At 33.4% G+C, this 22,988-nt stretch carries 18 protein-coding genes; 1 reads left to right on the forward strand and 17 read right to left on the reverse strand.

The window, feature by feature from the left end; genetic code table 11:
• Positions 1-274: 274 nt before the first annotated feature.
• From OMU_RS02545 to OMU_RS02580, 8 genes are all read right to left on the reverse strand, one after another.
• The gene (locus OMU_RS02545) at positions 275-4,621 is read right to left on the reverse strand and encodes a zinc-ribbon domain-containing protein (RefSeq protein WP_016178394.1); all 4,347 of its coding nucleotides are present in this window, start codon (positions 4,619-4,621) and stop codon (positions 275-277) included.
• Positions 4,622-4,625: 4 nt separating this feature from the next.
• Positions 4,626-5,321, reverse strand: a complete 696-nt coding sequence (locus OMU_RS02550) for a hypothetical protein (protein WP_016178395.1) — start codon at positions 5,319-5,321, stop codon at positions 4,626-4,628.
• Entirely contained in the window at positions 5,303-7,000 is a 1,698-nt protein-coding gene (locus OMU_RS02555) for a hypothetical protein (protein ID WP_016178396.1), read from the reverse strand. The genes OMU_RS02550 and OMU_RS02555 overlap by 19 nt, the downstream gene beginning before the upstream one ends.
• Positions 7,000-8,874, reverse strand: a complete 1,875-nt coding sequence (locus OMU_RS02560; protein ID WP_016178397.1) for a hypothetical protein — start codon at positions 8,872-8,874, stop codon at positions 7,000-7,002. Before OMU_RS02560 ends, OMU_RS02555 begins: the two co-directional genes overlap by 1 nt.
• The gene (locus OMU_RS02565) at positions 8,849-9,982 is read right to left on the reverse strand and encodes a site-specific integrase (RefSeq protein ID WP_238054253.1); all 1,134 of its coding nucleotides are present in this window, start codon (positions 9,980-9,982) and stop codon (positions 8,849-8,851) included. Before OMU_RS02565 ends, OMU_RS02560 begins: the two co-directional genes overlap by 26 nt.
• 775 nt (positions 9,983-10,757) lie before the next feature.
• Positions 10,758-11,279 (reverse strand): hypothetical protein, encoded by a 522-nt coding sequence (locus OMU_RS02570; RefSeq protein ID WP_016178399.1) that lies wholly within the window; start codon positions 11,277-11,279, stop codon positions 10,758-10,760.
• Between the two features lie 35 nt (positions 11,280-11,314).
• On the reverse strand, positions 11,315-11,764 hold the full coding sequence (locus OMU_RS02575) for a hypothetical protein (RefSeq protein WP_016178400.1): 450 nt from the start codon (positions 11,762-11,764) through the stop codon (positions 11,315-11,317).
• Positions 11,765-11,784: 20 nt separating this feature from the next.
• On the reverse strand, positions 11,785-12,006 hold the full coding sequence (locus tag OMU_RS02580; RefSeq protein ID WP_016178401.1) for a helix-turn-helix transcriptional regulator: 222 nt from the start codon (positions 12,004-12,006) through the stop codon (positions 11,785-11,787).
• 174 nt (positions 12,007-12,180) lie between these two features.
• On the opposite strand from OMU_RS02580, the gene OMU_RS02585 reads away from it, so the two are divergent.
• On the forward strand, positions 12,181-12,429 hold the full coding sequence (locus tag OMU_RS02585) for a helix-turn-helix domain-containing protein (RefSeq protein ID WP_016178402.1): 249 nt from the start codon (positions 12,181-12,183) through the stop codon (positions 12,427-12,429).
• A gap of 143 nt (positions 12,430-12,572) precedes the next feature.
• On the opposite strand, the gene OMU_RS02590 is transcribed toward OMU_RS02585, so the two are convergent.
• The 9 genes from OMU_RS02590 to arsA form a co-directional block, all read right to left on the reverse strand.
• The gene (locus OMU_RS02590) at positions 12,573-13,820 is read right to left on the reverse strand and encodes an IS256 family transposase (protein ID WP_016178403.1); all 1,248 of its coding nucleotides are present in this window, start codon (positions 13,818-13,820) and stop codon (positions 12,573-12,575) included.
• Between the two features lie 324 nt (positions 13,821-14,144).
• The gene (locus OMU_RS02595) at positions 14,145-14,408 is read right to left on the reverse strand and encodes a type II toxin-antitoxin system Phd/YefM family antitoxin (RefSeq protein WP_016178404.1); all 264 of its coding nucleotides are present in this window, start codon (positions 14,406-14,408) and stop codon (positions 14,145-14,147) included.
• A gap of 20 nt (positions 14,409-14,428) precedes the next feature.
• On the reverse strand, positions 14,429-16,243 hold the full coding sequence (locus tag OMU_RS02600) for a hypothetical protein (protein ID WP_016178405.1): 1,815 nt from the start codon (positions 16,241-16,243) through the stop codon (positions 14,429-14,431).
• Positions 16,244-16,670: 427 nt separating this feature from the next.
• The gene (locus OMU_RS02605; protein WP_016178406.1) at positions 16,671-17,177 is read right to left on the reverse strand and encodes a GNAT family N-acetyltransferase; all 507 of its coding nucleotides are present in this window, start codon (positions 17,175-17,177) and stop codon (positions 16,671-16,673) included.
• A gap of 133 nt (positions 17,178-17,310) precedes the next feature.
• Positions 17,311-17,721, reverse strand: a complete 411-nt coding sequence (gene arsC, locus OMU_RS02610; protein ID WP_016178407.1) for an arsenate reductase (thioredoxin) — start codon at positions 17,719-17,721, stop codon at positions 17,311-17,313.
• Between the two features lie 134 nt (positions 17,722-17,855).
• Complete coding sequence (locus OMU_RS02615; protein WP_016178408.1) at positions 17,856-18,626, reverse strand: ABC transporter permease; 771 nt, start codon at positions 18,624-18,626, stop codon at positions 17,856-17,858.
• Positions 18,619-19,554, reverse strand: a complete 936-nt coding sequence (locus tag OMU_RS02620; RefSeq protein ID WP_016178409.1) for an ABC transporter ATP-binding protein — start codon at positions 19,552-19,554, stop codon at positions 18,619-18,621. Before OMU_RS02620 ends, OMU_RS02615 begins: the two co-directional genes overlap by 8 nt.
• 329 nt (positions 19,555-19,883) lie before the next feature.
• A complete protein-coding gene (gene arsB, locus OMU_RS02625) occupies positions 19,884-20,969 on the reverse strand; it encodes an ACR3 family arsenite efflux transporter (protein WP_016178411.1) in 1,086 nt (361 codons plus the stop codon).
• 278 nt (positions 20,970-21,247) lie between these two features.
• Positions 21,248-22,975: an arsenical pump-driving ATPase gene (gene arsA, locus OMU_RS02630; protein ID WP_016178412.1), complete on the reverse strand. Its 1,728-nt coding sequence runs from the start codon at positions 22,973-22,975 to the stop codon at positions 21,248-21,250.
• Positions 22,976-22,988 lie beyond the last annotated feature (13 nt).

Here is a 22,988-nt window from a genome sequence, read left to right on the forward strand (position 1 = left end):
AATTTAAGTAATAAGTTAAAAAAATTTTTTTACAAAAAGATCGAAAAATGAACTTTATTCTCATGAAAAGTAAATTTTCTAAAATCTAATTTTCTATTGTAAATGAACTTTATTTTCTCATTGCCACAAAACTTTAAAAAAAAGAACACCGATCCTTACTATTTTTTTGTAAGATCAGTGTTCTTATCTATTTGTTTTGCTAAAAAATATTCTTATACTGATACCTGATGATTTGGTAATTACTCATTTCTCATTGCAAACTATAAATTAAAACCTAAATAAAATGCCTTTTTTTTCTGCGTAAACCTTTACAGAATGTACAAGGCTCCTTTTTCCTTTTTTGAAAATTAATTCTCCGTTTGGGCGACATTAGGTATTTATGATCTTTATTATGTTCGCAAATCCACCATACGTTTTCATCATATTTCGGTAAAATTATACTTGGATCTGTCAAAAGATAGTTATTAATATAATCCCAAAATGGTAATAGTTCAGGATAAACGACTTCAAAAGTATTAAAACCAATTAATGCTTTTCTATTAGCACAGTAAGGACAACTATCATCGTCACACTCTCGATCGCGAATTGAGTGCGAATATTCTCCACTACATTTTGAACAAACCCATAAAGCTGCTTGTGTTGAACTATATAAATAGTCAGTTGCAGCACCTTCATTATTTATGCTCCACTCGGATAATAACTCTGGTTTCAAATCTGCCACAGTGTTTAATCCCTTAAGTAGCTTTCTATTATTACAGTAAGGACAACTATCATCGCCACACTCCTGATCGCGAATTGAGTGCGAATATTCTCCATGACATTCTGAACACTCCCATAGAACAAAGTAGGATGAGTTATAGAGATAGTCAGTTGCAGTACCTTCATTATTTATGCTCCATTCGGATAATAACCCTGGTTTCAAATCTGCCACAGTGTTTAATCCTTTAAGTGGTTTTCTATTATTACAGTAAGGACAACTATTGTCATTATATTCACGCTTCTTTATTGACGCTGGATAGTCGTTTTCGCAACGTTGACATGTCCATAATACCCAATATACAGATTGAAAAGTGAATTCAGAAATATCTCTTTCGTTACTATCACTATATTCATTTACCAATTCTGGCTTAACTGCTTGAATAGTATTAAAACCCTCTAAAGGAATTCTATTTGAACAATATGGACATGCATCATCACCAAAATAACGTCTTCTTATTTCGTATTGAAAATCTCCTGAACAATTTTCGCAGGTCCACCATGCTCGATAGTTTGACATAAATGAAAACTCAAATATCTCTCGCGTATTATTAGCACTCCATTCTGGAACTAGCTCCGGTTTTACATCATTCAAAGTATTATAGCCATTCAGAGCAGCTCTATTTGAACAATATGGACATTTTTTATCACCGAAATCACGATCTTTAATAGGAGCAGAAAATTCGCCTTTGCAATCCGAACAAATCCAAAGAGCAGCAAATAATGATTTATAACTATATTTTTCGATTGATTGTTCATTATTGGTACTCCATTCCGAAATTAACTTGGGTTTCATATCCACAATGGTATTTAACCCTAATAGACCTTTCTTGTTAGAACAATATGGACAACTATCATCCCCAAAATCACGGTTTCTTATTACTTGTGAGTACTCTCCTTTGCAATCAGGACATTCCCACAGAACAGAATATACAGAGGTATCACTATATTCTTCCGCCGGTCTCGTATTGTTTTTACTCCATTCTTTAGACAATTCAGGTTTTGTATCACATAGAGAGTTTATGCCAGAAACTACAATGCTATTTTCACAAATGGGACACTTAAAAGTTTCATCATCTTTAAAATTATATAATTGACGTTTGAAAGAGTGCCCTTCATCACATTTCCACCAAACAATATCGTTTGATTTATTCGTATAAGAACTAAAATCTCTTTCATTTTTATCAGTGTCAAAATACTTTTTTAATTCAGGGTGCTCCTTATAAAACATCTTACCGTAGTGATAGTTTCTGCATAAATTACAATTCCCTTCCCCGATTGCCCGTCTCTGGAATGGCGCGAACCAAACATGTTCGCTATTATTACGACATATCCATTTTGCTTTTTTTGAACTGAACTCAGCAATATTATATGGATCCATTAGGTTATCCGGTGAAAACTCATCCATAAGATCAGGATGTAGTACCGCAAAGTTATTATCAATACTAACTGTTTTCCCTGAACAATATGGACATCCCTTATAAACTGAGTTTTGGGACCTTACCATAGAAGGAATTGTGCTACGAAACTCCCGCTTACATCCGTTAACACATTTCCACCAGTATTCTTTGTTAAGCTGTATCTTATCAGCAGTAAAAACACTTATCTCATTTTTTTCATATAGAAATCTTGAAATTAAATCCGGATATTCTTTTATATAGAATTCATTTCTATTTATTCTTACACACTTAGGGCATTTTTTTACCTCATATTTTTCACAGATTTTCACATACCTTGAAGAAGGATTTGATTTCCACTCATAGTCACATTCTGGACATTTCCATTCTATTCTATCGTTCATGGAAATGGACAAATCTTCGATCAATAAGTCTTTATTCTTTGAATAATCATAGTATTTCTCAAGTTCAGGTACAATTGAAAACAAGTTAGTCTTTCCTGCAACAACTTTAATTCTGGTTTCACAACAAGGACACTCACCTTTAGATAGTTTCCTTGATTTTATTTCGGATTGCCATTCATATTCACACTTTTTACAAAACCACCATACTAATTTTTTTGAGTTAGGCGAAGTTGAATTAATATTAATTTCAGCATTTTTTGTAAAATTCCACTGTTTTAGCAAAAGTGGATAATCAGATACAACTTTTTGGTTTTCAGTGATGCATATTGGACATTTAGGACACCTACTAAAGTTTACTATTTTTTTTGAGAAACTATGTCCATTTTCACATTTGAACCACGCGAGATTTGTTGAATTTCGAAAAAGAGAATATGGATCTAAATCAAAATTTTTTTCCCAATCCCACATTCTTTTTCCTTTTGAACAACAGGAAAAAAAGTCTGTTTGACCAACCACTGTTTTTACTTTTGAACAAAATGGACAGCCAAACGGCGATTGTTCTGGAATACTATAAATAGTTTTCTCAAATATATGGGACTCATCATTTGGACATCTTAAGAATACTTTTTTTCCTGATTTTCGAGTGACATTATCAGGTGTAATCCCTTGATTTTTATCATCTAGCCAAAAATTCGATGCGGCTGGATTACTACTGCGAAAATTATTCGAACATGATCCATCTGAATAACAGTTTGGGCAAAAACTTTTTTTTGCCTCTCTTCTATTACAAAAACTTTGAGTCCACTCATATCCACAGTCACTGCATCTCCAAAATCCTCTTTCCTTTGAATGTACACTGACTTCATTTGGTAAGTAGTTCATTTTCTCATAATCCCAAAATTTTATTAAATCTGGTTTCAATGATTGAATACTAGATTTTTTTTCAAATTTGCAAGTAGGACATTCCGGTGTTTTAAAAAAAGTAATTATACTTTTTCTAAAAGAATGATTATTCTTGCAATTGAACCACGCTTTTTCTCGTGAAGAATACGACAGTTTCGTTGGATCTTTAATTTCTTGATTTCTTTCATGATCCCACATTTCCTTTGCAGGTTTACAAACAGTGAATAAATCATTTACTCCAGGTGTAATTTTCGAGAAACTATTTGTACAATATGGACAAACGACAATCTTCCGACTATTATCAGAAATACTATAAACTTTTCGAGAGAAGGAATGCCCTTTGTCACATTTCAACCAAACAGATTTATTTGATCCATGTGATACTGATGAAGGAGTTAAACCTTGATTCTTCTCATAATCCCAAAAGTCCTCAATATTTTTAACAATTTGTTTCAAAGTTTTTATATTAAATTTTTGAACGATTTTTTGATTCTTTTTCTCGCTTTTGTTTTCTCCATCAAACCCACAACAAGGGCACAACGCATATTTTAGCCATGTAGAGAATTGCCATGACCATTCGTAATGGCATTTTGGACATTGAAAAATTGCTTTCTTTTCAGAAGAAACAGATTCTTCACTAAGAATAATATCTAGATTTTTTGAAGGAATAAAAAAGTGACATATGTTGGGGGTGCGAGAAATCAACTTGTATTTTTCTTTTTTGCATTCTGTGCAACTTGGAGAGGCGCTGAAATTGGCTATTATCCTTAATAAGCTGTGCCCATTTTCACATCTAAAATAGGCTTTTTTTTTCGATTTTGGCAATAGGCTTGTAGGATCAATTCCTCTGTTCTTTTCATAGTCCCACAATTTCTTTGCCTCAGGGAAAATTGTTAGTAAATCTGTTTCTCCTGCAAAGGCTTTTTTTGCATTTGGGCCACAATAGATACATCCAACATTATGACCATCTCTATAGCTACTCATTTTGGAGATTCTTTTTTTAAATACATGATTTGGATTTTTTAGACAACGGAAAAAAACTATTTTATCTGAACCTGCTCCGATTTTTTCGGGAGATAGGGATTTGTCATTCAAATCAAAAGCCCACATTTTTGCAGCTTCTGGATTTTTTTTACTTAAAGATATAAACTGCTTTTTCATTGGTCTACCTTTCAAGATCCGCGAATAATCCTTGTATTATTTTACTCTCTGATTTGATTGGAGTTTGTGCTGTTATTATCTTTTCAGAAAGAATTTCCGAATTAATTATTTTTTGAGTTTCGTTTATCAACATGTCTTCCATCAATAATTCGTTTGCAATCTCCGGATAAACATAGGTCTCAATTATTGTTTTGTAGCTCTTAATTAGCGACGTGAGGCTTTTGTTTAGACTTTTAAGTTTCTTATTATCTACAGAAATCTCTAAATTTTCTTTTTCAAGTTTAGTCAATTTTGTTTTATACTCTTCCATTTTTTCAATCGCGGTATTGCTTTCCTTATTTAAAATAGTTGCCGCTTCACATATAGATCGATGATATATGTTCAACTCTGACAGTGCCCTTTTCATAGAGGAATTACTACAATTAGTTTTAATAAATAAATCTACATCAAGAGTGCGATATGTTGATAATGTATGTCGATTCGAAATTGTCCCTCTTTCTCTTTCATCATTTAAATATTTCCTAATTGTGATATTTCTTCGAATCAAATAGTCTTGGACTTTTGGAAAACCATTTTTTCTTAAATAAGTACCAAACTCTGGAATTTTTACAGTATCACTACGTCCATCACAGAAATTTACAATATAGTTATTTAAATGTTCCAGTAATTCTTCGTCTGTTATTAGTCTTCTTCTTGCCATATTTTTTCTCCTTTAGCATGGAAACGAGCTGTCTTTTCTTCGAAATATTCTTGATAAGAAAATGAACTACTTTTCAAGTTCAATAGAGCCTCACCAATATCTTCTGTATCTCCCTTTCCAATACGAACTAAATGGATTGCATCCTCTAACTTTTTACAATCATCTTCAATTTTTCGTTTATAAAAACCATCATCGGTGGAAAAAAAAGAACTACTAGATTTTCTGTAGAATTTACAGTCAGGACAATATCCGATTTCGCCTTCTTTACTAGCTAATGCAAAGCAATCGGAATAATCACCAATATAAAATTTTTCGGAAAAGCACCTCCCACCATGGCTTAATTTTTTAAAATTATTTTCTCGGATTATGGGAAATTTTTTTAGAGAACTTAGTTGATAAGTAACTTCTCCTAGAGAGATCTGTCTATATTGACGATACGTTCTACATTCAATCAAATTTGTAATATTTGAATAATAGTGGGCAGACATTTCGATATTATCATGCCCTGCCAATAACATTGCCGTAACTGGAGTTCCTCCTTCAGCCATAATATTAATTAGTGCCAAATGCCGAGTGTCTCCCAAATGAATATAATTAATCTCATCTCGCTTAAGATGCCGTTCACTTCGACCATAAATTGTCTTTAAGCCGTACTCATTTTGGATAATTTCATAAAAGAAATAGCGCATAATTGTATTGATGTTAGTATAAGTAAGAAATCTACTATTTAAATGCTTTTTTTGACGCCATTTTTTGTAATGAGGATCAGATACAAAAAAAGTATCTATCTGCGTTTTTTCATACTGCTTAGTGAAATCATGATAATTCATTATTTCATTGGCTAGTACTTCTGGAATTTTGTATGTCACATCATAATAATCAGTTGAAATTTTATATGAAACCTCTTTATTGCCTCCTTTCAGTCTGTTACGTTTTAAAGTGAGGTAATAACCATCATCTTCTTTTTTTAAGCAATTTCGTGGTGTTAAAATGAATTCCTTAGGTCGCAATGGAATAATTGCAGTAATTCTCCACCATAAATAGATCGGATAATAAAAGAGACGTGTGTCATTACTGATATCTCGCTTCCAAAAATCACTCAATATATCATTGAAGAGAAAATAGCTGTCAAATTGTGCAAGACTACGCTGTTTCTTTACTCCTCGTTTAAAATCTTCTGTAATATAAAATTCTAGTACATCAATCAATTTTTCAACGTTTTTATTATCGCTGTTATTTGGGAGTATTGAAAAGAAATCAATGCACAAACTAGGTGTCGCAATTTTTAAATTAGCCGTAGCGCCATAAAACTCTTTTCGTTCAGTCTTTATAATTCTCTTAATGTCATTCACCACTGTTTGTAAAGTTTTTAACACATTTTTCCCTAAAGTAAATGCAACGAAAACCTTTAAGTACTCCACAAACTCTTCATAAGATAAACGAAAAATATCTTGATAGCTTCTTTCATAGCAAAAACGATTCACATTATAGTTTATCCCAACATTGGAATACTCATCGGTGCCATTCCATTTATTATCATCAAAGCTGCAATCTTTAAATACGCCTTTTTCATAAAAAATAAGAAAAACTTTCCTTGCTTCATCGACGTTACTCTGACTAAGTTCTTGTATAGTTAGAAATGTGTCGAATAATTGTTCCGACTGAAAACTTGAGTTCATTAAATATACTCCTTAATTAATTTCTCATAAGAGTGAAAAACGGATGAACCATATTGATCCTTGAGACAAAGCAATACTTCATCTAAACAGGGAAGGATTATCTTCATTAAAAGCTGCCTATACTTTTCTTTCTCTATTTCTTCAGAAGATTCTTGATATAAAGAATACACACGCTTATACTCGCTGACTAATAACAACATCGTTGATTTTGTTTTTATTTCATATTTACAACCAACGCATTGAGTTCGATTATCGAAAGAACAGACTTTATTTATAGCCGTTAGCAGACAAAGACTCTCGGATTGTTTAGAAAAAGCTGCTCCTGTACCGATCTTATGTAAAATTTCGAGAATATCATCTTTATTCTTTCCTGAAAGCAAGAGTTCTTCCACTATTTCTTCTGATTGGCGTTTTGATTTTGAAACAATTTCTACGGTTTGTTCTATTTCATTGGGAGAAAGATTCAATTTTTGAATCATTTGCGTTTGCTGACTAAAGGATAAATCGTTATATGATCCCTCGGTAATAATCTTTAAAAGCATAGACGGAACAAATGAGAGTACGCCTCTTTCAAAAAGTTCTTTTGCAACAAATTCAGCTGACAGACCATTCATTTTGGCATCTTTAAGGTATTCAGCTGTTACTCCAGCAAATTTTCCGTAAGATCCCTTATGACTTCTAGCAATTGAGGCTAGTAAATAGCCCTTAATTCTTACACTTTCATTCTTACTCGACATATCATCAGCAAGGATGTAAAGAGATTGCAAATAGGACTTATTTGCTGAACGAGATCTGAAATTTGATTCTAAAAATAATGATCCAATCTCTTCTCCCATGTATCTCGAAATTCGATCATAATCTGAAATCTTTCGAATCAGAGATTTTTCAAAAGTATCTGCTAAACATGAATGAGCTTCACAGATGCTTAAGAGCGTTCCAATATGAACCTCACAACTCTCGGGAACGTTGAACTTAATTTGCGAAATATTTTTTTGTCCACTAGTTTTGCTGGGGGTTAGAGGCAATACGCATAATCTTGTGGTTATAGATAACAACACTTGCCTAGCTTCTGAATCATCGTATTGATTGTTTTCTATATGTTTTAGTACATTAACCGGAGATTTTAAAAGAGTCGGATGTGGAATTCTTTCCATATCCGTAACTCTGAGTGAACAAATGAAGTGTAAAGATAAAAAAAGCCACGTATCTGCATAATTCTTTGATTTTGTTGCTTTCTCATACATCTTTTCTTTCTTAATATATTCTTCGTTAAAAAGATAATATAAAAGTTGTAAATATTCATCAAAATCGTAGGCTTGTTTTGACTGAGCCATAGAATATCTATTCTTCATGAAATATTCTTTTTTATATGCAGTTTTGTAGTTTTCTTTTAGCCAAGACAAAAAGAATGTTAGTACTAAACCATGACTTTTTATTAAATCATTAATAGCAAGTTCCATAAGACTGGAAATTTCTTGATCATCCATAAGGAAAATATCTTTCTTTAATGAATAAAGCAAGAAATCTGAAATATAGAACATTGCTTCGTCATAAAATTCTACAGAATCAAAAAAAACAGTAAGTTGATTAGTTGTCTCGGGAAATTTGGCTCGTAACATTGTAATCATTCCTTCATAATTCACTTTTGATGATTGTGCAGCAAAAAAAATCTTTAGAGGTTCACTATACAGTTTCACCTGATCAGAAGTGAGCATCACCTTTCCATCGACCAAGACTGGTTTCGAGCCAAACCAGTTGTTGTCTTCCAAGAAAGTAATCATTTTTTGTTTTCCTTCCATACTAGAGCATTCATAACCACCTAAAACTTCTTCAGCAAATAGTTTTAAATCAATCATTTCTTTTACTTCCACCATTTTTTTTAGCTGCTGCCCAGGTCAAGTAATTAAACATCTCATCATTGACTTTTTTGTATTGCTTTTCTAGCTCGCCTTTATTTTGAAGATAAACAAATGAACTTTCGGGAGAGCTATCCCCTCTCGCATGCATTAATTCAGCTACATTTTCCATACCTGATAAAACAAGTTGAACTGTATACCAATGTCTGAAAACATGAGGTGACAGATTATTCTCAATTAGAAGCCGGCCATAAAAAACTGTTTCAGCATCGTTACTAGAAAGATATAATGGAATCATTTCTTCCTTGATAATTTTTCTGAATTTTTGATAGTAACTGTCATACGTCATAGCTCGTCCCTGCTTATTTACTGTTAATGCTCCAAACTGACATTCATATTTTTTCCCAACTAAATGATTCATATAATTTATATAACTACTATAAAATGCATCTGTAAAAATTAACGGCACCGTTTGTAAGCGTTCTCTTTTTATCCTGCCAATTGATTTTAAATCACTTCTTAGATTCAGTTCTTCCCTTATATCTATTTGAATTTTGTGTATTTCACTATCATAAATATCAAAAAATAATCCTGCACCTAAATTACTGTCTTCTCTTCTGACGTTACAAGCCTCTGAAGGTCTTAAGCCTGCAAATGCTGATAAAGTTACGAGCATAATCAACTCTTTGTGATGTTCAGCGATATGAGAAAAGAGCATCTCAAAAGCATTATTTGGTATATCTCGGAAAATTTCTCGATGTTTATTTATATACAACACATCAAATACGGGCACCTTTTTCTTTCTTAAAGTTCCTTTTTTATCGCGATAATTAACATGTTTGTACAATTCTTCAATCTTAATTGCACATTTATCTTTTCGATCATTAATAAACAGTTCAAAAAAATCAAGGACTGCAGAAATACAAGATTCAACTGTTTTTTTTGTCCGTCCAGAACCTTCCACATCCTCGGGTAAAGTACCTTTTCCATAGTGATTAAAAAAATTCTTTATTGTTTCCACAGTAATTTGATCAAGACTTTGACATTGTTCGAAGAAAAAGGCGTAATTCAGCAGCTTCACAACAAAGTAAAATCGATTATTTCCGTCATCATTAATATTCCTCACTGTTCTGTTACCCGATTTGATATACTTGTGAAAGTTAGTGAAAGCTAGCAAATGATCTTGTTTTTTTAAAACTATAAACTTTCTTGAAATTAGTTTGTTGCCTTGAATAACTAGATGATGCTTGTAAACAGAAAAACGCGGATAAAATAACGAAATGACAATCAATCCTTTCTTGGTAACATCACAATCGTTATCTTTTAGTTTACTATAGTATCGTCAAACAATATACTTTTTTTAATAGAAATTTTTTTATAAAAAAGATTATCCGTTTAATTAGTCGGATTTTTGACCTTGAAACATAAAATCTCTTTAATTTATGTTTCCTCTAGATTAGTCTTCTCGATTTTCTATTTCCCAAGATAAATAACGTATGACTATGATTTTTCGCGATGAAAAAAGTTACTTGTTTGTCGGTTATTTTTCCAGTCAATACTTCATTAATAGTGTCATTTGTATCAACACAGTTGTTATCATGAAAAGGAAACGTTGAACATAAGTTTGTTTTTAAAAGTATCATTTTATAGGTTTTTATTTGATATTAAAAAAACTATTTCAGAAAAGTATCACTTTACATCGTTTTGATGATAATAACAGCAAATCTAATATCTTTTTGCTAAGAGAATAGATATCTAAGTAAAAAAATAGAATCAAACATGAATGCAGTTGTTTGATTCTGAATTATAATCTATTAGTGTGACCAATAAATCTAATTTTAAAAATGTCGGTAATTACTTTTTTTATTGACGAGGTACGAAACTTAAGATTTCAAATTTTATTATTCATCTTTTTGATTTTCAAATTCGTCCAAAAAGTCCTCAAATGATTGCTGATGCAGCATTTGGAAATGAGCTCTTGTTCCTTTGAGTTTCGTTACCGGTTCCTTCTTTATCTTCCTATTAATATTTGGTTTAGTCAGAACATTCTTACTAGGATATTCTGATACATGAAAACCGAGTTCCTTAGCTCTTTTATTATAAATCTTTGTTAGGTCAGTTTTAATACTGAACTGAAGGTCTGAAAGGCTTTCGAACCTTGGCGTATAGAAATATAGGTAATTTTCTTTCTTTTCTTTAGGAAAGTGACTACGTAAGGATAAAATATAGATTTCAGAGATATTTTTCATTTTGACTGTAAAATAAATTGAATCAGTAGAAGCTGATCTTTTAGTTCGTATGTAATTAATGAAATTCAGGCTGTTCAAGGCCAATCGTACTTCTCTGATTAACACACTATAATATTTTTCTGGAACTTTGGCGCTCTTGATAAAGAATTCTATTTCTTTTCCGTCTATCATCATCTCCAAAACCTCCCTTAAATTTACAATCTACATAACTATTTTAATTTATCTTTCAATTTTTTGATAGTAAGAGTTTGAAGTCGATAGCCATCTATAATAACTTGATAATTCTTGAACAACACTTTTGAGAGTGGACCATTTTTTTCTATCCTTCCTTCAGGATAGAAAAGTTCCACGTTAAAATTTAGGCTATTGTCAAGTAGCAAATCTAAGAAACAGTCTATTTTTTTTGTAGATATTATCATTTTTAGCTGCAATAGATTTCTTTTTTTTTGAAGACTATCTGCTATCATGTCAGCAAATTCCTCGTATTGACATTCATCAGCCGGTAAATACTTCTCAATGATTTCCTCTACATAGATTTTGTATTGTTCAAAAAATACATCCTCTGAAAACTGACAGGAATACCCATCGTTTTTTTTATCACTCATTTTTCTTTCACGTAACAATCTTTTAATTTGGAGCTTTCTTCTTCTACTTTTCAATGGTCCTTATTCCACCTTTTTTAGATTGGTTGATCTCTACTTCTTAAATCAATGAAGATTAAATCATCTATACTGATATTAAATGCTTCAGAAAGACGTTTTAATGAGTTGATTTCTGGCTCATAGGTTCCGTTCTCCCACTTTGATATAGTTGAGCGTGTAACTAGCAAGATGTCTGATAGTTGTTCTTGTGTAAGGCTCTTCTTTTTTCTTAGATATGATATATTCTCTGCTAGATACACTTAATCATCTCCCTAATGTCCTTTTAAAGTTTAGACAATATTTCCCATAAATAAAAGTGATTCAAGAGAACAAATAAAAAATCCAAGTGGACTCATACTAGTCCCATTTTATCACATAGCTTTCTTATGATTGTTTTAAAAAGAACTAGTTCTAGTTCAAGGGATATATTGATAATGCCAGAAAAAATTATTAGTGATAAAAACAATACAATAGGAAAAAATATAAGAAGAATGCGAATTGATAGAGGAATAGGCCAATCTGAAATGGTACGCCAACTTCAACTGATGGATATAAATATTACAAGAGAAACGTTGGTAAAAATTGAACGAGGCCAGCAGCATATTAAGCTGGATCAAATACGAGGAATTAAGGAAATTCTCAATACTAGTTATGATAGTATTTTGGATAATGATCATAACTAGTAAATCAAACAAGCAAAATCGGGGTTGTCAACTAAACTGTGGAAGTTAAATAGTTAAGAGTTTTTAACAACCCAAATTCTCTTGGCTATTTTTAAAATCAGATAAATTTTAATTGGACACATAGTTGAATAAACCTACCGTTGTTATGGAAGGTAAATCGCATACTTTTCAATTCTAGAGGAGAAGGTCTCGTTGATCATTAACTGATTAAGCACCATAGCCCAGTTTTGAATTCGACCACCTGACCACTTCGCGTGTAATTCTTTCGTGCGTAAATAAAGTAGTTTTAGGAGTGCATTCTCATTAGAGAACGCTCCTTTTTTTGTGACTTTTCTGAAGCTGGAGTGAACACTTTCAACCGCATTGGTAGTGTACATAATTTTTCGAATGGCACTACCATAATCAAATAGTTGTTCAACATGTGCAAAGTTCCGTTTCCAGACATCTACAGCACCAGAATAATGAGACCACCGATTTTGAAAACTGTCAAAAGCAGCATGTGCAGCGTTTAGAGACGAAGCACCGTAGAATTTTTTCATATCTCGGCAGACTTCCTTATAATCCTTACTTGGAATATAGCGCAATGCATTTCGAACAAGATGAACAATACAGCGCTGAACAATTACCGATGGAAAGATCGCTTTTGCGCCTTCTTCAAGACCAGAAACCCCATCCATAGAAATGAAAAAAACATCTTCGACACCACGTGCTTTCAATTCATCGAACACTTGCATCCAGCGATTTTTAGATTCTGTTTGATTTAACCATAATCCTAAAATCTCCTTATTTCCTTTGAGATCATAGCCAAGAATGGTGTATACAGCATATTCTTTGGCTTCATAATTTTCTCTTAAAGTAACATACATACAATCAACGAATAGAAAAGCATAGCACTTGGCCAATGGACGGGCTTGCCATTCTTCCAATTCAGGAAGAACAGCGTCAGTGATGTCTGAAATCATTTCATGGGAAATATCAAAGCCATAAATGTCTTCGACGGTTGCGGCGATATCTCGTTGACTCATTCCTCGTGCATACATGGAAAGAACCTTCCCTTCGATGTCGGAAACATCTCGTTTTCGCTTAGGAATTAACTCTGGTTCGAAGGAAGCCTCCCGGTCTCTAGGAACATCAATAGCTACTTCACCAAAACTGGTTTTAAGTGTTTTATTTCCATAGCCATTTCGACGGTTATCGTGTTCCTTAGGCTCTTTAGAATGGGCATCATAACCTAAATGATTATTCAATTCTCCTTGAAGCATCTTTTCAAAAAGGGGACCAAACACATCTTTCAAAGCATCTTGCATGTCATCGACAGATTCAGGTTGATAGGCATTCAGAATGGATTCAGCTAACTTTTCGGCATCAGGATTTCTTTTCTTTCTAGCCATCGTGTACTCACCTCTTGATCTTATTGTAGAAAAAGAAAAACCGCGAAGCAACCACCTGCCTAGGATTAATGGTTACTTACACGGTTTATATTACACTCTCGCAAAATCTGCGATTATCATAGTCGCAGATTTTGCTTGTTTTTTAAAGTCCAATTAGAAATAATTTTTTTCTTGTTCTTACATAAACTAAGGATAACTTCATTTAGCTTAATTATCAGTTCCTTTTGTAATATCTCAATTACTGCTTCTTCTCGTATAATTACTACAACTAATGAGAATATCAGCCTTGGCAGAAATTTGTCACTTAATTTTAATGACTATTTATTACAAGTTATCCCAGTTAATTTTTTCTATACTCGTATATCCTGTTCCATCTTTTTCTCGTTTTTTCACAATTGCTAAAGTTTCAGTTTTCATGAGCATTAGTGTTTCTTGAATAGCCCGCCAATCGGATAGTGCAATCAAAACAGCACTTTCTTCGGTGGTATCTCCAATTATTTCTACTTCTTGATGAGTAGTGTTTACTTCTTCCAATAACTTGCGTAAGCGTTTTTTAGCCTCGTATGGTGTTACTATTATATTAGGCATACAATTGATCTCCCTGTTTTTTATTTAGATAATAATTTTTCGTATAAGTTATAAATCGGGTAACTTTTATAGTCTTGCTTTTCTTTTTTACTAAATGTTGAAAAGATTCTCTCAGCACGTTTTCTTTCTTCTAATAAGACATATGCTCCAAATTTAAAAGTCTTATCAATATCATTTGAATCAGTAATATCATACAACCAATCACTTTCCGATTCAGTTAATGCACGTTTACGTTTGAAAATCTGAAGCTCATTCATCATCAGTATTTGATTATTTGTCTCTTCCATTTTGAGATTTTCTTCTTGCAACCAGTGATTAAAATTTAAAGCTGCGTCTAAGAAAGATTCTTTCCTTTCTGGGTTATCCGTACAAAAATCTGCAGCGTTAATCAAAACCAACATGTATTGACTTGCATCGAATAGAATATCATTTTTTTCACTGTGTAGCTTTTGATATTCCTTTAAAAGTACTTCGAAATCAATTGTTGAACACTCAGCAAGTTGCTCAGCTGTTAGTCCTCTAAACATTGGTAAATTAAAATGTTCTCCATCGAAAATAAGATAAAGACAGCTTTTTTTAGCTTTAAATATATCTTCAATAAGGTATTTACCACTTTTTTGTAAACTAATCATTAATGGAATACTAAAATTCTGAAGCTTTAAAATAGTTATAGTGTGGAGAGTTTCTTTTAATGCCAATTCTTGCTTCTTAATTAATCCTGCAATTAAAATATTTAAATCGCGCCATTCTACTTCAGACAGTTTACTAGAATCAATATCATCTGAAATGTTTAAATAATCTAATAGATTCACTACTTCCTTGCAGTGCAGAAGTGATTTTTCATATCTTTCAAAATCAAAATGCGGCCCCGATTTAATTGCAGAAGATAAATCAAGGAATTTTCCATTAACTGTAAATCCTTTATTCTGATAAAGTGAGATCAGAAATTCTATATCAATAAGTGCTTTCCTCGCAAAATCGCTTATTTTATAATTAAAAGTCTGCTTGCTAAATTCTTCGTTAATAGCGAACTCAAAACTATCTCCAAATTTTAAAGTGACAGTACCACGCTGCTTTTCTCTAATCTGTTCAGTATATAGAACCTTTTCTCCTATGCCAATTTCAAGATTAGTTTTTTCGATTTCAATTATTTCCTTCAGCTCTCCAGCTAGTGGTATTAAAACGGGTGATTCAGGAATTTTTGCGTAAAGATAAACATTGTTTGTATCAACGTAATTTTGCATATTGTGTTGGTGAAGAGCTAAGCCTGTTAAAGTGAATGTTAACTCCACCTTCTTATGATCCTTACTAAGACTCTCAAAAGTGTATAGATCACCATCAATAAAACTCATCTGTTTCTTCCTGTGAAACAAAAAACTCTTGAATATATTTACAATATCAATAGTATCAGAAGGAAGTTTTTTAAGCTCTATACTTTTCTTTCCTGACGAGTTCTTTCTTGACTCCAATATTGTCTTTATTTTTATTGGTTCTAATTGAGCGTAATAAAATGTTACGTCATTCTTTCCATTAATGTAAATGACAAAGTAAAGTACTCCACCATCCTGTAAATAGTTCTCTAAGTCCCTAATTTCTGCTAAAAAAGAAATTCTGCTTTGACTTAAATCGTCACTATATTTGCCTTTTACCTGAACGGGAACTTTCCCTAATTTATTTTTATTATACTTATTCATTTTTTCTAGAACATATATATAACCGTCCCAGGATGGTTCTGTGTCCCCAGAATTTAAAAATGGATTAAGATATCCAGTTTGAGTAAGAGTAATTTTTAAGAAATTAATTGACATTATCTCTAATTGCCTTTTATCCAACATAGTTTTCAATCCCCCACACTTATCTTTTTCTATAATAATAAATCAATAACCATAAAGCCATTATATCAATTTACTTGTTGTAGAGATAAATGAGTGCATAAATGCTACTTAAATTGAATGTTATAGATTAGTCGTCGCGTTTTAACTCAAATAATCAAATAAAATACTATGTGGATTCATCTTCTCGTCAATCAATTATCAACAAAGTATCTGTATTCCTTTCGGTATTTATTCAGTAAATCGTGAAATATCATTTCTATTAGGATATTCATCAATGTTTGAGCTCTTTTTTTAGGCAAAAAATAACCCAATCACTTGTTAGTATGATTGGGTTTCATAATAATATACATTGACCCGTTTTATGAAGAATTTGATGACGTATTGGCATTGATTATAAGTTAGACCAAAGGCTTCACAAAGAAATCATTCAATCCTTTCCTGTAATTTTACTTCTTCGTTCTAGAAGTAAAGTATCCCGCCAGGTGCCCTCAAGTTTTCCAATTTTATCTCTTCTACCAACTATTCGAAAACCATTCCGTTCATGTAGCTTCAAACTAGCTTCGTTCTCAGGAAATATACCTGCTTGAATGGTCCAAATACCATTTTCTTCACTAGCTTTGATTGCACTACTCATGAGTGTACTGCCAATACCTTTGCCACGTTGAGCTTCTTCTGTGTAAATGCTGATTTCTACGACACCACTATAGACACATCTTGAAGATACAGGAGAAAACGAACTCCAGCCAACTACATTATCATTTTCTACAGCTACAAAATTACCAAAAGATGAATGCTCAGCTTGCCAATCAATGTAACTATTCGGTATAGATGAAATAGTTGCAAAGGTAGCTTCACCAGATTTTATCCCTTCAATATAGATTCTTCGGATATCAGGCCAATCGCTTTCTACCATTTGTCTAATCTCTACAACCATCGGTTTCCTCCTTCGCTAAAAAATACAGTTATTTCTCTCCATCTACTATCCTAAATCGGATGTCTTGCACACAATCATACTATGATACTTTCTTTTGGTAATGAAAATCCCAATCAAACAATTATAAGTTGGCTTATTTTGAAGATAGACTTTTTATATTATTCTTGATAACGTCCCTAACACTTCTGAATTCTGCTAAAATTTCATCTTCTGTCCCTTGTGCTTGAGCAGGATCTTTTAAGTTCCAATGAATATGTTCGATGCCCTTTGGAACCCTTGGGCATTTGTCCTTTGCGTCACCACAAAGAGTAATAATTAAATCAGCATGATTAAAATAATCCAAATCAATCAAATCTGACGTTTGTTTTGAGATATCTATACTGTCTTCAGACATTACTTTCACAGCTCTTGGATTCAGTCCATGTGTCTCAATACCTGCACTTCTGATCTCAAAATCTGAATCAGATAATAAGTTGTGACCATATCCTTCAGCCATTTGACTACGGCACGAATTGCCTGTACATAAAAAGTAAATTTTTTTCACTATCATTTTCCTCCAATCAATAATGGAAAGCTAATTTCTATTTTTCGTTTCGCAATCTATTTATGATAGACTTTTTTATTCAGTGCATTATTACAAGTTATAAAGAAGCAATCAAGTGATATTGATGATATGATTTAACTTCTTAATCCCCTACCCGTATTAACTAGATAGTAACAAACAGTATAAAGAACTGAAATGAACAGAACAAGTATTGTGATCGAGACGGCTATTGGAACATCGGTCGTTCCTAAAAATCCATATCTAAACGCGGATATCATATAAACAATCGGATTGATTTTCGAAACACCTTGCCAAAAAGGAGGCAGCATGGATATCGCATAAAAAACACCACCTAGATAGGTTAGAGGTTGTAAAATAAAAGTTGGTACGATTGACACATCGTCATAAGATTGTGCAAAAACGCCATTTATCAAACCTGCTAATGAAAACAGGATGGCTGTCATTAACAATGTGAGAATAACAATAATCCATGAATGCACATTTAGTGGTACAAAAAATAAAGAAACAATTGTTACAAGTGTTCCCACCAGAAGACTTCTTCCTAATCCTCCAATGACGAATCCCCAAATGATAATGTGAGTTGGTACTGGTGCAACTAATAGTTCTTCAATATTTTTTTGCAGCTTCTGAGAGAAAAACGACGAAGAAACATTTGCATAAGAGCTCGTAATGGCTGACATCATAATTAAACCTGGAACGATAAACTCCATATAGGAGAACCCACCCATATCTCCAATTCGACCACCGATCATTTTCCCAAAAATAATAAAATACAGTGATGTAGTTATGACAGGCGGTACCAGAGTTTGTACCCAAATTCGCAGATACCGGTTGGTTTCCTTGACGGCAAGACTTTTTAAAGCGGTAAAGTAAAGACTAAACATTGATTTCCTCCGGTAGACTTTTTTCTTCTGTGATTTTCAAAAATAGTTCCTCTAAACGATTAGATTTATTACGCATAGATAAGACTTTCATTCCTTGATCGCTGAGTTGCTTAAAAACATCATTTACTCCTTGATCTCGCTCTACTTCCACCGATAAAGTCAGATCATCTTCTAAATAATACTCATAACCTTCTATCTTAGGTGCTGTATTATGAGGTGCAAGGTCTAAAATAAATGTTTCAAACTGTAATTTGGATAGCAGTTCTTTCATACTGGTATTTTCGATCAGTTCTCCTGATTGAATAATCCCGATATTTCTACAAAGCATTTCAGCTTCTTCCAAATAATGAGTAGTCAAAATAATGGTGGTTCCATTTTCATTTAATTCTTTTAAGAATGACCACATTTCACGTCTCAGTTCAATATCCACCCCAGCGGTTGGTTCATCCAAAATTAACAGTCTTGGTTCGTGCATTAATGCTCGAGCGATCATAAGTCGTCTCTTCATTCCTCCAGAAAGCATTCGGGCACGTTCATTACGTTTTCCCCACAAATTTGATTGCTTCAAGTACTTCTCACTGCGCTTCAATGCTTCTTTTCTCGGAACGCCATAATACCCTGCCTGATTCACTACAATTTGTTGAACAGTCTCAAAAGGATTGAAATTGAATTCTTGCGGAACAAGACCAATCTGCTGCTTAGCCTTTTCTAAGTCAGTATCAAGATCATAGTCAAAAACTTTTGCCTTCCCAGAGGTCTTATTGACCAGAGAGGTGATAATTCCAATCGTTGTCGATTTTCCAGCACCATTCGGACCTAAAAGGGCATAGAAATCGCCTTGTTTAACCTGTAGATCGATTCCTCGTAGCGCCTCAACGCCAGTTGCATATACTTTTTTTAAATTTTCTATTTCTAGTGCATTTGCCATTAAAAATTTCCTTTCATAATAAGCCTCTTTATAAACAAAATAGTTGTAATACGATTACTGTAAAAAGTCATGTGGTCAATCGACCACATGACTCTATTTTTCTTGCCTTTCTTTCCTTTTTGCTAATAAATAGAGTACCAAAATTAGCGTAATAAAGTTGATAAATATTCCGAGACTAATTGGATAGTGTAATAATTTTGCTAGAATAAAGGACACTGACATCCCTAATAATCTAGCGACTGCTCTCCTTTCTTCAGACATAAGTTTTATTACCTCAACGATTTGCTATTTAATTAATTTCCCTACACCTATCAAAGCTTTCTTCTCAATCAATTATACAGATTATCCATTTTGGTAATCTCATCTGACTTTGCAAACCATGACTTTGTATTATTGGAAATTTTTACTAGTAGCAACATTACGGGTACTTCAACTAGCACTCCTACCACTGTTGCTAAAGTCGCCCCTGACTGTAGTCCGAAAAGAGAGATTGCTACAGCCACTGCCAGTTCAAAAAAATTACTTGCTCCGATCATTCCCGCTGGTGAAGCAATTTCATGAGGTAACTTCCAAAATCTTGCCCATCCATAAGCAATAGTGAAAATCAGTAGTGTTTGAATGGTTAGTGGGACTGCAATTAATAAAATATGCGTTGGATTTGCCAGTATTTTTTCTCCTTGAAAAGAAAAAATGATAATTAAGGTTAGCAATAGACCGACAATTGTCACAGAATCAAATTTCTTTAGAAAAACATTTTCGAAATAGTCTTTGCCTTTATTTTTGATTATCAATACTCTAGTAACAAAACCTAGAAGTAATGGTACTACCACAAAAAGAATCGTTGATAGGAGTAGCGTTCCCATTGGAACAACAACATTATCCACACCAAGTAGAAAAGCGACAATTGGTGCAAATAATATAAGAATAATTAGATCATTGATCGCTACTTGTACCAAAGTATACGCTGCATCCCCTTTTGTTAAGTAGCTCCATACAAATACCATGGCCGTACAAGGCGCTGCTCCTAAAATGACTGCACCAGCAACGTACTCTTTCGCTAATTCAACAGGAATAAGATTTTTAAAAACTACATAGAAGAAAAATGCGGATATAGCATACATTGTAAATGGCTTGATCAACCAATTCGTCACGCAGGTAACAACTAATCCTTTTGGTTTTTTAGCTGCACTTACAATACTTGTAAAATCAATCTTTAACATCATTGGATAAATCATTAACCATATTAAAATTGCCGTGGGAATTGATACCTGATAATACTCAAACTTGCTTAATGTATCAGGAACACCCGGTAAGAATTTCCCAATTAGTACTCCTACAGCCATGCATAAAATTACCCATAACGTCAGATATTTTTCAAAAATACCTAAACCCTTTTTATCATTTTTAGAACTCATCTATTTCCTCCTATTGGCTTGCGCCTTCTTTTGAAAAATTTTTTTAAACTTTAAAAAAACACTCACTTAAGCAATTTGAACTTGAATCTCGGTAGTGAATGACAACGATATTTTGATCAGATAGCTTGTACTATTCTTTGAAAATGAAATAGCATTGTGATGGCTAATCGAACAATATCCATAGGCGACTTGATTGCTTTTCACTTTTTATCTAAATTTTTCGCAAATTAATAGATGAACCCCTATATAGAGATTCATCTATATTAAATTCAAAAAAATTAATGAACTAATTCTGCATCAAAATTTGGGACCCATTCAGCAACTGCAAAATGTCCATCTGAGAGATGTTTTACTTTGTTAATCCATTCGATTTCATTCGCAGCACGTGCCTTTAACACCTCGTTGGACGTATCAGTAGTGTACATGCTTTGATTGACTAACCACCATGTATGTGCAATTTTTGCACGATCCAAATCTTCATCTAAGCGCATTGATTCGTAAACCGGTGTTGTTTCAGGAAGTGTGACCATTAATACTTCCGTTTCATTTCCGTTCTGTAATCTTGGCAATAGCTTTTGAATCGACATTGGTACTTCGCCTGAGCTTCTCTCAACTTCTCTTGCATAGCTTTGAGTAGAGTCTAAAAGAAGTAAAGTATGTCCTGTAGGTGCTGTGTCAATAACCACAATCTCATTTTCTGATTTATCTACGATTTCCGCAAAAGCTCTAAATACTGCGATTTCTTGTGTACATGGTGAACGAAGATCCTCTTCAACATAAGCAACATCATCCGCGTCCATCGTCTCACGAGCTTTTGAAAGAACCTCTTCTTTGTAAGCCTCTAGTTCTTTCTCCTCGTCGATATGACTGATTGAAATTGGCAGCTCATTGGAAAGAAACAAGTTTAGGTGATCAGCAGGGTCAGTTGTCGCCAAATGAACCTTTTTACCTGATTGTGCCAGCTTCTCAGCGATTTGAATTGCAACAGTCGTCTTACCAACGCCACCCTTACCCATCGTAAAGATAATCTTTTTATTTGTGCGAATAAACTCATTTACGATCGCATCCAAATTAGGAAACTCAGCATGTTCTTGTGCCTGTTCTAAAATAGTAGGTTGTTGATCGCTCAATAAAATTTGGAGTTTATCTACACCAGTAACATTGTAAGGGCGAAGAGGAATGTAGTAGGTATCAAATTTACTCAACGGCTCTGGCATTTCTTTTAGATCATTTTGTTGTTCAGAATAAATTACTTGAGAAATCGCATCATCAGGATTAATCAATAGACCATTCACAACTAATTTTTGATTTTCGATTCCCAATTTTAGCAGCTCCTCTGAAGCACGCTCTGCTTCAATCAAGGGAGAGGCTTGCGGACGGGTGACTAGAATCAAAGTCGTTTGGCTAGCATTGCTCAAAGTTTCAACCGCTTTTTCATACATAGTTTTTTTGTCGCCCAAGCCGGATAATTGTCCCAAGCAAGAAACACCAGTGGTATTTTCATCGAGGAAATTATTCCAGGCAGAAGGCAACTGTAGCATTCTTAATGTATGACCCGTAGGAGCTGTATCAAAGATGACATAGTCATATTGTTCTGCTACTTCTTTATCAGTCAAAAAGTTCGCGAACTCGTTAAAAGCAGCGATTTCCACTGTACAAGATCCTGATAATTGTTCTTCCATATTGACTAGGGCACTATCAGGAAGAATACCACGATATGGACCGACGATACTCTCTTTATACTCTTCCGCAGCAGTGATTGGATCAAAGTTCGCTACTTTCAAGTTATCAATTCCATCAATCGCAGTTGGCTTGTTGGTCAAAGTGGTTTGAAAAACATCTTGCAGGTTTGAAGCCGGATCGGTACTAACCAACATGACCTTATTGCCCTCCTGTGCCAAAGATGTTGCCGTGGCACAAGCAGTTGTTGTTTTACCAACGCCACCTTTGCCTGTGAAAAACAGATATTTTGTTAATCCCATCTTTTGGGGAATATATTGAAGCATTCCATCTCCTCCT

It is taken from the genome of Enterococcus avium ATCC 14025, from assembly GCF_000406965.1.
GTDB lineage: Bacteria > Bacillota > Bacilli > Lactobacillales > Enterococcaceae > Enterococcus_A > Enterococcus_A avium.